This window comes from Pseudarthrobacter cremeus, assembly GCF_051857465.1.
Taxonomy (GTDB): domain Bacteria; phylum Actinomycetota; class Actinomycetes; order Actinomycetales; family Micrococcaceae; genus Arthrobacter.
Genome location: NZ_JBPZHC010000001.1, coordinates 262658 through 275953 on the forward strand (window position 1 = coordinate 262658; position 13296 = coordinate 275953).

Sequence of the window (13296 nt, forward strand, 5' to 3'; positions counted from 1 at the left end):
TAGGCTTGGTCTGTGAAATCCTGGACCTCCCGCCCTGTCCCCGTGCTGCCCGGCACCATGCCCGCCCTCCGGCTCTTCGACACCGCCCAAGGCAGTGAAGTGGCGCTCCCGGCCGGCGGGGAGCAGTCCATGTACGTCTGCGGAATCACCCCCTACGACGCCACCCACATGGGCCACGCCGCCAGCTACGTTGCGTTCGACCTCCTGAACCGGGCGTGGCGCGACGCCGGCCAACGCGTCTCCTACGTGCAGAACGTGACCGATGTCGATGATCCCCTGCTGGAGCGCGCCACGGCCACCGGCGTCGACTGGCGGGAACTGGCGGCGAGCCAGATCCAGCTCTTCCAGACCGACATGGAAGCCTTGAACGTCCTGGCGCCGGACCACTACGTGGGCGCTGTTGAATCCGTGCCCGTGATTGTCCCCGCCATCGAGCGGCTGTTGCGCGATGGCCTCGCCTACCGCGTTCCGGGTACCGCGGGGGAGCCCGACGGCGACGTCTACTATGACGTCGAAGCTGCCGGGAAGCACACGGTCGCCCCGGACGCATGGACCCTTGGTTCGGTCTCCCACCTCGGCGAGTCGGAAATGCTCGAATTGTTCGCCGAACGGGGCGGGGATCCGGGACGTGCGGGAAAGCGGCAGGCCCTGGACCCGCTGCTCTGGCGCGTGGCCCGCGAGGGCGAGCCCAGCTGGCCCGGCGGCGAACTGGGTGAGGGCAGGCCCGGCTGGCACATCGAGTGCACCGTCATCGCCCAGCAGTACCTGCCCGCGCCCTTTACCGTCCAGGGCGGCGGCTCCGACCTGATCTTCCCCCATCATGAGATGGGGGCAGGCCACGCCTATTCATTGTCCGGCGTCCCCTTGGCGCACCACTATGCCCATGCCGGCATGGTGGGCCTGGACGGGGAAAAGATGAGCAAGTCCAAGGGCAACCTGGTTCTCGTCTCGAAGCTGCGGGCTGAAGGCGAAGAGCCCGCAGCCATCCGCCTGGCGATCCTGGCCCACCATTACCGTTCCGACTGGTCCTGGACGGCTGAGGGATTTGCCGGCGCGAAAGACAGGCTGGCCACCTGGCGGCGGGCCCTCGCCGTTGCACCGGAGGGCTCGGCTGCCGGCGTGATCGCTGAGATGCGGTCCGCCCTCGCCGCCGACCTGAATGCGCCGGGCGCACTGGCAGCTATGGACCGCTGGGCAGCAGCGGCAAACTCCGCCGCGTCAGCGGGCTGCCGGCACGACCAGGCACTGGTGAGCGACGCGGCAGACGCCCTGCTCGGCGTCGTACTCTAGGGCTGATCCCGGCCTCTAGGGCTTGTCCCGGCCACGACGCTTGAGGTAACGCTCAAACTCGCGGGCGATGGATTCGCCGGTGGCTTCCGGAAGGTCGGCAGTGTCCTTTGCTTCCTCGAGCTGCCTCACGTAGGCGGCGATTTCGGGATCCTCGGTGGCCAACTCATCCACGCCCCGCTCCCAGGCAGCCGACTCTTCAGCGAGCTCGTGGGTATCAAGCGGGACCTGGAGCAGCTCCTCCACCCGGTTCAGGAGAGCCAGCTGGGCCTTCGGCGACGGGGCCTGGGCCACATAGTGCGGAACCGCCGCCCAGAGGGAAACGGTAGGAATGCCGGCCAGTAACGCCACCTCGGCCAGGACGCCGACAATGCCAACGGGACCCTCATACTGGGATGCCTCAAGGTTCAGGCGCTCCCGCAGCGGGGCGTCGTCCGAAGACGTGCTCACCGGGATCGGCCTGCTGTGGGGGACATCGGCCAGCAGGGCTCCGACGAGGATGACGTAATCGACCTTGAGCGCTTCGGCATGGACCAGCAGTTCCGCGGTGTAAGCGCGCCATTTGTAGGAGGGCTCAGTACCTTGGACAAAAATGACGTCCACATTTGAATCCGGCACACTCGCCTTGTAGATCCGTGTGGACGGCCACTTGATTTTGCGTTCCCCCGTTGCGGTCCGCCGAACGGTGGGGCGGGTGAACTGGAAGTCGTAGTACTCGTCGGCATCGATGGACGCAACCTTCTTGCCGCCCCAGAGCCTGTTCAGGTAGCGCAAGGAGTCACTGGCAGCTTCTCCGGCATCATTCCAGCCCTCGAAAGCGGCAAGCATCACAGTGATGCGCTCCCCATCGGCCACTGGCAGCAGGAACTGCTCCGGTTCAGGCGTGGCACCGGGTTCCGTGGTGTCTCCGTCGAAGCTATTCATTTCTTCACCCTACGTCCAAGAACCGGCGTGATGCATTGAATGAACTGCTAAAAAGTACGAAGCTGCACCCGGGGGAGCGGGAACGCGATGCTGATATTCGCCGAGGGCGTATCCCCCGGCTGGCGTTCAGGCTCGCACCGTAGACTGAAAACATGCGATCCTCACCCTCCGTGTCCCCGCTCAGAGCCGTACTTTGGGATATGGACGGCACCATCGTTGACACTGAGCCCTACTGGATTGCCGCTGAGCATGCCCTGGTGGAAGCCCACGGTGGAACCTGGTCGCACCCCCAGGCCATGCAGCTCGTGGGGCAGTCATTGACGTACTCAGCCGGGATCCTCCAGGCGGCCGGCGTCCAGCTGGAGATCCGGGAAATCATTGACTCACTGACCGCGGAAGTCATCAGCAGCGTACAGCGGTCGGTTCCCTGGCGCCCTGGTGCAAGGGAGCTTCTGGAAGACCTGCACCAGGCCGGCGTGAGGTGTGCACTGGTCACCATGTCAGAATCACCCCTGGCGCGCGAAATTGTTGCGAGCCTTCCGAAACCGTACTTCGAATTCCTGGTCACGGGAGACACCGTAAGCCAGGGCAAGCCGCACCCGGAGGCTTACCTGACTGCGGTTGAACTGCTCCAGGACGCAGACCCCGGCCTGACCATCGGGCACTGCGTCGCGTTGGAGGACTCCGCGCCGGGGGTGGCAGCCGCAGTGGCCTCCGGAGTTGCCACAGTGGCCATCCCGCACATTGTCCCGCTGCCCGAGGACCCGAGGCACACCATCTGGGAGTCACTGGCCGGCCGGACAGTCTCTGATCTGGAAGCCATAGCCGCCATCAGCCTGGCCGGGGCCGCCGACATCATGGCACCGCTGTCCGGGAGCAAGCCATGAGTAACGCACCCGCACCGGGGCGCCGCGAAGGCATCAGCCTGGGACGGATTGCCGGCATTCCGGTAATTCTTGCCTATTCCTGGTTCGTGATTGCCGCGTTCACGGTCATTGTCTACGGACCGTTGCTGTCGGAGCAGAACCCTGCGCTTGGCGTCGCCTCCTACTATGTGGCGTTCGCGTACGCCCTGCTTCTCCTCATTTCGGTCCTGGTCCACGAACTCGCCCATGCCCTTACGGCCAAGATCTTCGGCTGGCCGACGCAGAAAATCGTCCTCAACCTGTGGGGCGGGCACACCCAGTTTGAGAACTTCACGGCATCTCCCGGGCGCTCCGTCATCGTGGCCCTGGCCGGACCGGCAGCGAACCTGGTGCTCGCCGGCGGTGCCTGGCTCGTCCTGTCCAGCGTGGGCATGGGCAGCGTGGCGGAGATCCTCGTCAATATCTTTATGTGGGCAAACTTCGTCATCGGTATCTTCAACGTCCTGCCCGGGCTCCCGCTGGATGGCGGAAGGATCGTCGAGTCGGCTGTCTGGAAAGCCACCGGAAGCCAGGCCAAGGGCACAGTCGCCGCCGGTTGGGCCGGCCGCGTCATCGTGGTTGGACTGGTTTTCTGGTTCATCGGAAGGCCCCTGCTCGGAGGCGGCGGGACGGACTTCAGCATCCTGATGGTCACAGTCCTTGTCTGCGGCTTCCTGTGGATGGGGGCGAGCGCCTCGATCCAGCAGGGCACACTGCGCGGCAGGCTGCATCTGGTCAGCGCCGCCGCCCTGGCGGTGCCCGCCGTCGGAATTCCAGCCACCGCCACCGTGGCGGACCTCCAGAACCTCTCGCCGGACGCTTCGCAGGCCGTTGTGGTCTGTGGGCCCGACGGACGCCCGCAGGGTGTAGTGGACAGGGCCGCCGTCGCTGCGGTTCCAGCCTCCGCCACGGGTTCCACTCCCGTGACAGCGGTGTCCTACGCACTGACTCCCGGAGCGTACGTGCCCGAGTGGTCCCAGGGGCAGGAACTGATCCAGTACCTTTCCCAGTTCGAAGGCCACGAATATGCCGTGGTGGACCACAACGGGATCGTGACCGGGCTCCTGGTGCAGAACGCCGTGGTGGGCGCCATCACCGGCAAGGCCGTCCGTTCAAATAGATATCCGCAGGGTCAAAACCGGTAGAGTTACGTGCCGGTCGTGTATTGCTGCCGTGTGGCCGCCCCGAAGGCCGCACCGCACCGGGTGGACCTTATCAATGCGCGGCCCCCACAGTTTTACAGGAGCGAGGAAAATTCATGAGCAGCGAAACTGCCGCCACCGAAGCCGCAGAGGCAGCCCCAGCAGCGGGCGTTGCCGCCACCGGTGCCCAGCCAGTAGGGGCTGCCCGCCGCCGCGGACCCTTCCGTGAAGGCGAACGCGTCCAGCTGACCGACGAGCGCGGGCGCATGAATACCATCACCCTTGAGGGCGGCGGCGCATTCCATACCCACCGGGGTTTCCTGAACCACGATGAGATCATCGGCAAAGCGGACGGCTCGGTCGTCGTGAACAACGTGGGCCAGCAGTACCAGACGCTGCGTCCGCTCCTTTCTGACTTTGTCCTCTCCATGCCCCGCGGTGCTGCCGTGGTCTATCCGAAGGACGCCGGCCAGATCGTCACCATGGCCGATATCTTCCCTGGCGCCCGGGTTGTTGAAGCCGGCGTGGGTTCCGGAGCGCTGTCCATCTCACTGCTCCGGGCCGTGGGCGACAACGGCTACCTCCATTCATTTGAGCGCCGCGAGGAATTCGCGGACATTGCCCGCGGAAACGTCGAAACCATCTTTGGCGGCCCGCACCCGGCCTGGAAGATTTCGCTCGGCGATTTCCAGGATGAGGTGGTCCGCGCCGAAGCGCCCGGTTCGGTGGACCGCGTGGTGCTGGACATGCTGGCGCCGTGGGAGTGCCTCGACGCCGTTGCCACCGTTCTGGCACCCGGCGGTGTCTGGATCAACTACGTCGCCACCGTCACGCAGCTTTCCCGTACTGCGGAGGCCATCAGGGCCGACGGCCGCTTTACCGAGCCTGACGCGTGGGAGTCAATGGTGCGCGGCTGGCACCTTGAAGGACTCGCTGTCCGCCCGGACCACCGCATGGTGGCCCACACCGGTTTCCTGCTGGTCACCCGGCGCCTGGCCGACGGCGTCACCGGCATCTCAGTCAAGCGCCGCCCCTCAAAAACCGATTTCCACGAGGACGACGTCAACGCCTGGACCCCCGGCGCTGTGGGTGAACGCCTCGTCTCGGACAAGAAGCTGCGCCGCGCAGCACGCGATGCCATCGCCGGAACCAACGTCAAGGATGACCCCGAGGTCACGAACTAGTCCATATTTCGGGAGTCTCCAGCAGTACCTGCCAACTTGGGGCTAAGGTCTTAAGAGGAAGAGCAGGAAGGGGCTGATGCATCATGGAGACGCCGAACCAGGACTCCGGACGTACACCGGCGGAGCAGTCGGCCGCCAATGAACTGACTGTCGCGGACCGGCAGGTGAACATCCTCCGGGACAAGCTCAGGCACATCGACCGCCAGCTTGCAGCCGCTACGCAGAACAACACCAAGCTCGTCAGCATGCTGGAAGCGGCGAAAACCGAGATCCTGCGGCTCAAGAACGCGCTGGAGCAGGAAGGCCAGCCGCCGTACAGCTTCGGCACCATCCTGCAGCTGAACCCCAAGCGCCCGCCATCCACCGGCGGCAGCAGCCAGGCCGCCACGGAGGAATCCGTGGATATCTTCAACGCCGGCCGGAAGATGCGGGTAGGGATCAGCCCGCTGGTCAACATCAACCAGCTCGCCGTCGGCCAGGAGGTCCTGCTCAACGAGGCACTGCTGGTTGTTGCCGGACTCGGCTATGAGCGGGCCGGAGAGCTGGCAACCCTCAAGGAGATGCTGGGTGCTGACCGCGCCCTGGTGGTGGGGCGGGCCGATGAAGAACGGGTAGTCAGGCTGTCCGGTGCACTGCTCACCGAAAAACTCCGGGTCGGGGACGCTCTGTCCATCGACTCACGCACCGGATACGCCCTCGAAAAAGTGCCGCGCTCAGAGGTGGAGAACCTTGTTCTCGAGGAAGTCCCGGACATCACGTACGAGGACATCGGCGGCCTCGGCCCGCAGATCGAGCAGATCCGGGACGCAGTTGAACTGCCCTTCCTGCACCCGGACCTCTACCGCGAACACGGCCTCAAAGCACCCAAAGGCATCCTCCTCTACGGCCCGCCTGGCTGCGGCAAAACCCTGATCGCCAAAGCTGTTGCGAACTCGCTGGCCGCGCGGGCTGCTGAGCGGTCCGGCAACGTGGACCTGAAGAGCTACTTCCTCAACATCAAGGGGCCCGAGCTCCTGGACAAGTACGTGGGTGAGACGGAGCGGCATATCCGCCTGATCTTCTCCCGGGCCCGCGAGAAGGCGTCCGACGGCAGCCCCGTGGTGGTTTTCTTCGACGAAATGGACTCCCTGTTCCGGACCCGCGGAACCGGCATCTCTTCCGATGTCGAGACCACCATAGTCCCGCAGCTGCTCAGTGAGATCGACGGAGTCGAGAGGCTCGATAACGTCATTGTCATTGGTGCTTCCAACCGCGAGGACATGATCGACCCCGCCATCCTCCGGCCGGGCCGTCTTGACGTGAAGGTGAAGATCCAGCGCCCCGATGCGGAAGCGGCGGCCGACATCTTCAACAAGTACATCACCACGGACCTGCCTTTCCATGAATCGGATCTTGCAGAGCACGACGGCGACGTCCAGGCCACCGTGGACGCCATGGTCCAGCGCACTGTCGAAGCCATGTACTCGACGGAGAAATCCAATGAGTACCTGGAAGTGACCTACGCCAACGGTGACACGGAGATGCTGTACTTCAAGGATTTCAACTCCGGGGCCGTGGTCCAGAACGTCGTGGACCGCGCCAAGAAGTACGCCATCAAGGACCTGTTGACCCTGCATCAGAAGGGTCTCCGGATCGAGCACCTGCTTCGTGCCGTCGTGGATGAATTCCGCGAACACGAGGACATGCCCAACACCACCAACCCGGACGACTGGGCCCGGATCTCCGGCAAGAAGGGCGAACGGATCACTTACATCCGCACCATCGTGCAAGGCAAGGCCGGGCAGGAGCCGGGCAAATCCATTGAGACAATGCCCAACACAGGACAGTACCTGTGACAGCAGTCCCGGAACGTTCCGGCGGGGGATCGCTCCCGGCCGGAGGAGCCATGCGTGTCATGGGGGCGGAAACGGAGTACGGCATCCACGCGCCGTCGGCGCCGGGAGCCAACGCCACCATGATGTCAGCCCGCGTTGTGCAGGCTTATGCGCAGGTGACGCGGCAGCGGGCGGCCGGCGGCGCCGAAACCCGGTGGGACTACACGGACGAAGAGCCTTTGCACGACGCCCGTGGCTGGACCCTGGAACGGGGCTCGGCCCATCCGAGCCAGCTGACCGACCAGCCGCCGGTGCTCGATGCGGAAGCCGTGGCACTGGCCTACGGCCGCGAGGAACTGGAACTGGACGGCGAAGACGAGTCCGGCAGCCTGCTGATGAACATGGTCCTGGGGAACGGCGCCCGCCTGTATGTCGATCACGCCCACCCGGAGTACTCAAGCCCTGAAGTGACCAATCCCCGTGATGCCGTGGTCTGGGACGCCGCCGGGGACCTCGTTGCCCTGGCTGCGGTGCGGCGCCTTGCCGCCGACCCGGAACTGCCTCCGGTCAACCTGTACAAGAACAACACTGACAACAAGTCCGTCTCCTACGGTTCCCACGAGAACTACCTCATGCCGCGCTCCGTTCCCTTCGGAGACATCGTGCGGGGACTGACTCCGTTCTTCGTGACGCGCCAGATCATGTGCGGCGCCGGGAGGGTAGGCCTGGGCCAGGACAGCTCCACCCCCGGGTACCAGATCAGCCAGCGCGCGGACTTCTTCGAGGCTGAGGTAGGGCTGGAAACCACTATCCGGCGGCCCATCATCAACACCCGCGATGAACCGCATGCCACTGCAGACAAATACCGGCGCCTGCACGTCATCATCGGGGACGCCAACCTGAGCCAGACCTCGAACTACCTCAAGTTCGGTACCACGGCCATGGTCCTCAGCCTCATCGAGGCCGGGCTGGCGCCCAAAGTGGAGGTCCATGAGCCGGTATCGGCATTGCAGGCGGTCAGCCACGACACCACACTGACGGCCAGGCTCAGGCTGCTGGACGGCAGGCGGGTGACCGCATTGGACCTGCAGTGGATGTACCACGAGGCAGCAGCGAAGCTGGCACAGGACACCGGGGTCGGCGATGCCGTGGACGGGGATGGCCACACCCACGATGTACTGGACCGCTGGGCAGCCACCCTCACCCAGCTCGATACCGACCGGAGCGCAGCAGCCACATCCGTGGAATGGTTGGCAAAACTCTCCCTGCTTGAGGGCTACCGCCAACGCGACAACCTGGCCTGGGATGACGCGCGGCTCGGTCTTGTGGACCTGCAATGGGCCGACATCCGGCCGGAAAAGGGCCTCTACTACAGGTTCCTGGCCAGGAACCGGATGCAGCGGGTCGTCGAGGACGCCTACATCAATGCGGCGGTCACCGAACCGCCGTCGGACACCCGGGCCTTCTTCCGCGGGCGTTGCATCAGCAGCTTCGGCAAAGACGTGGTGGGGGCCAGCTGGGACTCAGTCATCTTCGATGTCCCGGGTTACGGGCGGCTCCAGCGCGTTCCCACCCGGGAACCCCTGCGGGGCACCAGGGCGCTGACCGGAGGGCTCTTTGCCCGCCACCGGACGGCAGGACCGTTCCTCGCCGAATTGCTGGGGCAAAATACCGCTCCGCCTCGGGCGTAAACGGCGCCAGCCGGCGCACAGCGTGGCAATATGGGCGTATCAGCAGATCCGCCCGGATCCGATGATTCCAGAGGGAGAGATCACCATGGCAGGCCAGGAGCAACAGAAGCCACAATCACACGACAGCCAGGTCGAAGAGGAGATCGCGGACGCCCCTCCGGCGGCCCCCGAAGCCCGGGCCTCCGCTGCGACGGAGGGCGTTGATGACCTCCTTGACGAGATAGACGGCGTCCTGGAATCCAACGCCGAGGAGTTCGTCCGGGCCTTCGTCCAAAAAGGCGGTCAGTAAGCCGGTACGGGTGCCCTGGTACGCGGGGCACCTGCCGGAATCTGTACCGACGTTGAAGGACCACGTTCAAGGAGTGCATCAGTGCAGGAATCAACCGCCAACCAGGTAGCCGGCAACGCGACATCGTCCTTTACCGAGCACCTGCAACGGGACCGGCCGGACCTGCTTCCGTACAGCCGCGCACTGCCGTTCACGCCCTCCGCAGCAGCGCCGCTGCAGGTGCCGCATGCGACCACTATTGTGGCCATGAGCTACGCCGGCGGTGTGCTGATGGCCGGCGACCGGCGGGCCACGATGGGCAATGTCATTGCCAGCCGCCACATCGAAAAGGTATTTCCCGCGGACCGGTATTCCGTGCTGGGGATCGCCGGCACGGCGGGCATAGCGATCGATCTCACGCGGCTGTTCCAGGTTGAACTGGAGCACTACGAGAAAATCGAAGGGACCCTGCTGAGCCTGGACGGCAAAGCCAACCGGCTGGGCGCCATGATTCGCGGGAATCTGCCCATGGCCCTGCAGGGGCTCGCAGTGGTCCCGCTTTTTGCCGGTTTTGACACCACTGCCGGGGTCGGCCGCCTCTTCTCGTACGACGTCACCGGCGGCCGCTACGAGGAACGCGAGCATCACACCGTTGGCTCCGGCTCCGTTTTTGCGCGGGGTGCGCTGAAGAAACTGTGGCGGCCCAACCTGACCGAGGCCGAAGCTGTCTCCGTCGCGGTGGAATCGCTCTACGATGCGGCCGATGACGATTCCGCAACAGGCGGTCCGGACCCGGTCCGTCAGTTGTGGCCCGTGGTGTACGCGGTCAACCGGAGCGGCGCACGGCGGGTCCCGGAGGCAGAACTCGCGGCGGTTGCCGGCCGCATCATCGAAGTCCGGTCTGCCGAGCGGCGGGAGGCCTGAGATGACGCAGCAGTTTTATGTATCCCCTGAACAGCTGATGAAGGACCGTGCGGACTTCGCACGGAAAGGCATCGCCCGCGGCAGGTCCGTGGTGGTGATCAGCTGCGAGGACGGCATTGCACTGGTGGCTGAGAACCCGTCGCCTTCACTGCATAAGATCGGCGAGATCTACGACAAAATAGCGTTTGCCGCCGTCGGCAAGTACAACGAATTCGAGAGCCTCCGCCAGGCGGGCGTCCGGTACGCGGATGTCCGGGGCTACTCCTACGACCGCGAGGACGTCACGGCGCGGGGACTCGCCAGTGTCTACGCCCAGAGCCTCGGTGCGGTATTCACCGCTGAACAGAAGCCGTTTGAGGTCGAGCTTGCGGTGGCTGAAGTGGGCCCGACGCCGGACCTCGACCACCTCTACCGGTTGACCTTCGATGGCTCAATCGCTGACGAACACGGCTTTATTGTCATGGGTGGCCAGGCGGAACGGGTATCGGCTTCCATCGCGGGCGGCTGGCGGTCATCCCTGCGGTTCGCCGGGGCAGTCCGGCTGGCCATTGGCGCACTGACCACCGATGCTGACCGGAATGACGCCGCAGGCACCCCGCCCGCCAAAGCCGTCGAGGTTGCGGTCCTGGACCGGCAGTCGGAGACGTCCCGGGGATCCCGGCGCGCCTTCCGACGACTTAACGACGCCGACATCACGGCGCTGCTCGCTGAGGAGGACTGAGATGGACAAACGCATCTTTGGCATTGAAACCGAATTCGGGATCTCGTACTCGAGCCCGGATTCGCGCCCGCTGGCGCCTGAGGAAGTGGCCCGCTACCTGTTCCGCAAGGTGGTTAGCTGGGGCCGGTCCTCCAACGTCTTCCTGACCAACGGCTCACGCCTCTACCTCGACGTCGGCTCCCACCCGGAGTACGCCACGGCGGAATGCGATGACCTTGCCCAGCTCATCGCGCATGACCGCGCGGGCGAACTCATCCTCGACGACCTCGTGGACGAGGCACAATCTAGGCTGGCCGCGGAAGGCTTCAACGGCACTGTCTACCTGTTCAAGAACAATACTGATTCGGCCGGGAACTCTTACGGCAGCCATGAGAACTACCTGATCCCGCGGCGGGGTGAATTTTCCCGGCTTGCTGAGATCCTGATTCCATTCCTGGTGACTCGTCAGCTCATAGCCGGCGCGGGGAAGATCCTGAAAACGCCGTACGGGGCCACTTACGCTTTTTCGCAGCGGGCAGACCACATCTGGGAGGGCGTTTCATCGGCCACTACACGCTCCCGCCCCATTATCAACACCCGGGACGAGCCGCACGCTGATGCCGAATTCTTCCGCCGGCTCCACGTCATTGTGGGCGACTCCAACATGTCAGAGACCACCGCCCTGCTCAAGGTCGGAACGGTTGACCTCATCCTGCGGATGATCGAGGCGGGAGTGATCATGCGTGACATGCGGATGGAGAATCCGATCCGCAGCATCCGTGAAATCTCCCACGACCTCAGTGGACGGGCACTGGTGCGGCTGGCCAACGGCCGCCAGCTCACGGCGCTTGAGATCCAGCAGGAGTACCTGACCAAGGTCACCGCTTTCGTCCAAGAGCACGGCGCCCACAACCCGCATGTTCCGCTCATCCTTGATCTGTGGGAGCGGACGCTGAGGGCCATTGAAAGCGGCGACACCAGCACCATCGACACCGAAGTCGACTGGGCCATCAAGAAAAAGCTGATGGACAGGTACCGGGAGCGGCACGGCCTGGGCCTGGATGCACCCAGGATTGCACAGCTCGACCTGACCTATCATGACATTTCACGGTCCCGCGGCCTCTACTACCTGCTGCAGTCCCGCGGTGCAGTCCGCCGTGTTGTCGATGACACCGTGGTCAAGGACGCCGTGGATGCACCGCCGCAGACCACCCGGGCAAAGTTGAGGGGCGACTTCGTCCGGCGCGCCCAGGAACTGGGCCGGGACTACACCGTCGATTGGGTGCATCTGAAGCTCAATGACCGCGCGCACCAGACCATCCTCTGCAAGGATCCGTTCCGAAGCGTGGACGACCGGGTCGATGCCCTGCTGGACTCTATGGGCTGACGTTCAGGTTGAGGGGCTATCCTTGACAGGGCCGTTCTTTGGCCCTGAAGCGGCGCCGAGGCACCTGTGCCCCGGCACCGCGTCCACCCTGCCCCGACGAAAGTTCTCTTACGTGCGCCGAATCCTAGCAATCCTTATCCCCGGTCTGCTGCTGCTTACCGCCTGTGGCGGTTCGCCCGCAGCACCGGAACCCACCAGCCAGACTGCAGGTGATACTGCCAAGTTCGACTCCCTGAAACTGACGGACAACGGGGACAAGAAGGCTCCCGGCGTTGAGTTCTCCAAGCCGCTCGAAGTTACGGAGCCCACCGTCAAGGTGGTTACCGAGGGCGATGGCGAGAGGGTTAAGGCCAACCAGGTCGCAAACATTTCCATCGTCGCCCTCAGCGGCGCCGACGGTTCTACGCTGGAAGATACTTTCGCCGGCGAGCCCGAACCGCTTGAGCTCAACGAAGAACTGAAGACCGGCAGCCCGGTAATCTACAACGCGTTTGTGGGTTCCAAAGTCGGTTCCAACCTCGCCCTCGCCATTCCGGGCCAGGCAGCCGCCGAAGGAGCTGCAGCCCAGCCCACGCAGCTGCTGGTCATCAAAGTGGTCTCTGCCAAGGATGTAACTCCTGCCCTCGAGAAGCCCGAAGGCGACGCCGTAACGCCGCCTGCCGGTCTGCCGACAGTCACCGAGAATGGCGAGGGTGTTCCCGAGATCAAGGTCGAGGGAGCAGCCGCTCCCACGGCACTCGTGTCCCAGGACCTCATCAAGGGCAAGGGCGCCGAGGTCAAGGAAACTGACACCCTGACCGTGAACTATGTCGGTGTCACCCTGGTGGGCGGCACCAAGTTCGACTCAAGCTTTGACCGCGGTGAAACGGCCAGCTTCCCGCTGACCGGAGTCATCAAGGGCTGGACCCAGGGCCTGGCCGGCAAGACCGTGGGCTCACGGGTCCTGCTGGTCATCCCCAAGGACCTCGCCTACGGCGACGCGGGCCAGGGCGAAGCCAAGGGTGACCTTGTCTTCGTTGTGGACATCCTCGGCACCAAGTAACCTTTCCAACGGTTAACCTGCGTCAGCA

General features: G+C 64.5%; 12 protein-coding genes. 11 read left to right on the forward strand and 1 reads right to left on the reverse strand.

What is annotated here, in order from left to right; all coding sequences use genetic code 11:
* Positions 1–12: 12 nt before the first annotated feature.
* Positions 13–1290, forward strand: coding sequence for a cysteine--1-D-myo-inosityl 2-amino-2-deoxy-alpha-D-glucopyranoside ligase (mshC, locus tag ACS5PJ_RS01135; RefSeq protein WP_439433097.1), 1278 nt, complete (start codon positions 13–15; stop codon positions 1288–1290).
* A gap of 15 nt (positions 1291–1305) precedes the next feature.
* Here mshC and ACS5PJ_RS01140 read toward each other — a convergent pair whose 3' ends face one another.
* Positions 1306–2211: a PAC2 family protein gene (locus ACS5PJ_RS01140; RefSeq protein WP_131681387.1), complete on the reverse strand. Its 906-nt coding sequence runs from the start codon at positions 2209–2211 to the stop codon at positions 1306–1308.
* Between the two features lie 152 nt (positions 2212–2363).
* Here ACS5PJ_RS01140 and ACS5PJ_RS01145 point away from each other — a divergent pair, with 152 nt between their 5' ends.
* The 10 genes from ACS5PJ_RS01145 to ACS5PJ_RS01190 all read left to right on the forward strand — a co-directional run bounded on the left by ACS5PJ_RS01145 (position 2364) and on the right by ACS5PJ_RS01190 (position 13268).
* Positions 2364–3098, forward strand: a complete 735-nt coding sequence (locus ACS5PJ_RS01145; RefSeq protein ID WP_439433098.1) for an HAD family hydrolase — start codon at positions 2364–2366, stop codon at positions 3096–3098.
* A complete protein-coding gene (locus ACS5PJ_RS01150; protein WP_439433099.1) occupies positions 3095–4261 on the forward strand; it encodes a site-2 protease family protein in 1167 nt (388 codons plus the stop codon). The genes ACS5PJ_RS01145 and ACS5PJ_RS01150 overlap by 4 nt, the downstream gene beginning before the upstream one ends.
* 113 nt (positions 4262–4374) lie before the next feature.
* Positions 4375–5442 carry a tRNA (adenine-N1)-methyltransferase gene (locus ACS5PJ_RS01155; protein WP_439433100.1) on the forward strand — a complete coding sequence of 356 codons (1068 nt, stop codon included), beginning with the start codon at positions 4375–4377 and terminating at the stop codon, positions 5440–5442.
* 83 nt (positions 5443–5525) lie between these two features.
* On the forward strand, positions 5526–7277 hold the full coding sequence (gene arc, locus ACS5PJ_RS01160) for a proteasome ATPase (protein ID WP_439433101.1): 1752 nt from the start codon (positions 5526–5528) through the stop codon (positions 7275–7277).
* A gap of 50 nt (positions 7278–7327) precedes the next feature.
* Entirely contained in the window at positions 7328–8947 is a 1620-nt protein-coding gene (gene dop / locus ACS5PJ_RS01165) for a depupylase/deamidase Dop (RefSeq protein WP_439433548.1), read from the forward strand.
* Between the two features lie 85 nt (positions 8948–9032).
* On the forward strand, positions 9033–9236 hold the full coding sequence (locus tag ACS5PJ_RS01170; protein ID WP_439433102.1) for a ubiquitin-like protein Pup: 204 nt from the start codon (positions 9033–9035) through the stop codon (positions 9234–9236).
* Between the two features lie 81 nt (positions 9237–9317).
* Positions 9318–10139 carry a proteasome subunit beta gene (prcB, locus tag ACS5PJ_RS01175; protein WP_439433103.1) on the forward strand — a complete coding sequence of 274 codons (822 nt, stop codon included), beginning with the start codon at positions 9318–9320 and terminating at the stop codon, positions 10137–10139.
* A gap of 1 nt (position 10140) precedes the next feature.
* Positions 10141–10860, forward strand: coding sequence for a proteasome subunit alpha (prcA, locus tag ACS5PJ_RS01180; protein ID WP_439433104.1), 720 nt, complete (start codon positions 10141–10143; stop codon positions 10858–10860).
* Position 10861: 1 nt separating this feature from the next.
* Positions 10862–12226, forward strand: coding sequence for a Pup--protein ligase (pafA, locus tag ACS5PJ_RS01185; protein ID WP_439433105.1), 1365 nt, complete (start codon positions 10862–10864; stop codon positions 12224–12226).
* A 112-nt stretch (positions 12227–12338) separates the two neighbouring features.
* Complete coding sequence (locus tag ACS5PJ_RS01190; protein ID WP_439433106.1) at positions 12339–13268, forward strand: FKBP-type peptidyl-prolyl cis-trans isomerase; 930 nt, start codon at positions 12339–12341, stop codon at positions 13266–13268.
* Positions 13269–13296 lie beyond the last annotated feature (28 nt).

Coding starts and splice junctions, on each gene's coding strand:
- ACS5PJ_RS01155 (WP_439433100.1), top strand. CDS start 4,375: ATGAGCAGCGAAACTGCCGCCACCGAAGCCGCAGAGGCAGCCCCAGCA.
- dop (WP_439433548.1), top strand. CDS start 7,328: ATGCGTGTCATGGGGGCGGAAACGGAGTACGGCATCCACGCGCCGTCG.
- ACS5PJ_RS01145 (WP_439433098.1), top strand. CDS start 2,364: ATGCGATCCTCACCCTCCGTGTCCCCGCTCAGAGCCGTACTTTGGGAT.
- prcA (WP_439433104.1), top strand. CDS start 10,141: ATGACGCAGCAGTTTTATGTATCCCCTGAACAGCTGATGAAGGACCGT.
- ACS5PJ_RS01170 (WP_439433102.1), top strand. CDS start 9,033: ATGGCAGGCCAGGAGCAACAGAAGCCACAATCACACGACAGCCAGGTC.
- arc (WP_439433101.1), top strand. CDS start 5,526: ATGGAGACGCCGAACCAGGACTCCGGACGTACACCGGCGGAGCAGTCG.
- ACS5PJ_RS01150 (WP_439433099.1), top strand. CDS start 3,095: ATGAGTAACGCACCCGCACCGGGGCGCCGCGAAGGCATCAGCCTGGGA.
- pafA (WP_439433105.1), top strand. CDS start 10,862: ATGGACAAACGCATCTTTGGCATTGAAACCGAATTCGGGATCTCGTAC.
- ACS5PJ_RS01140 (WP_131681387.1), bottom strand. CDS start 2,211: ATGAATAGCTTCGACGGAGACACCACGGAACCCGGTGCCACGCCTGAA.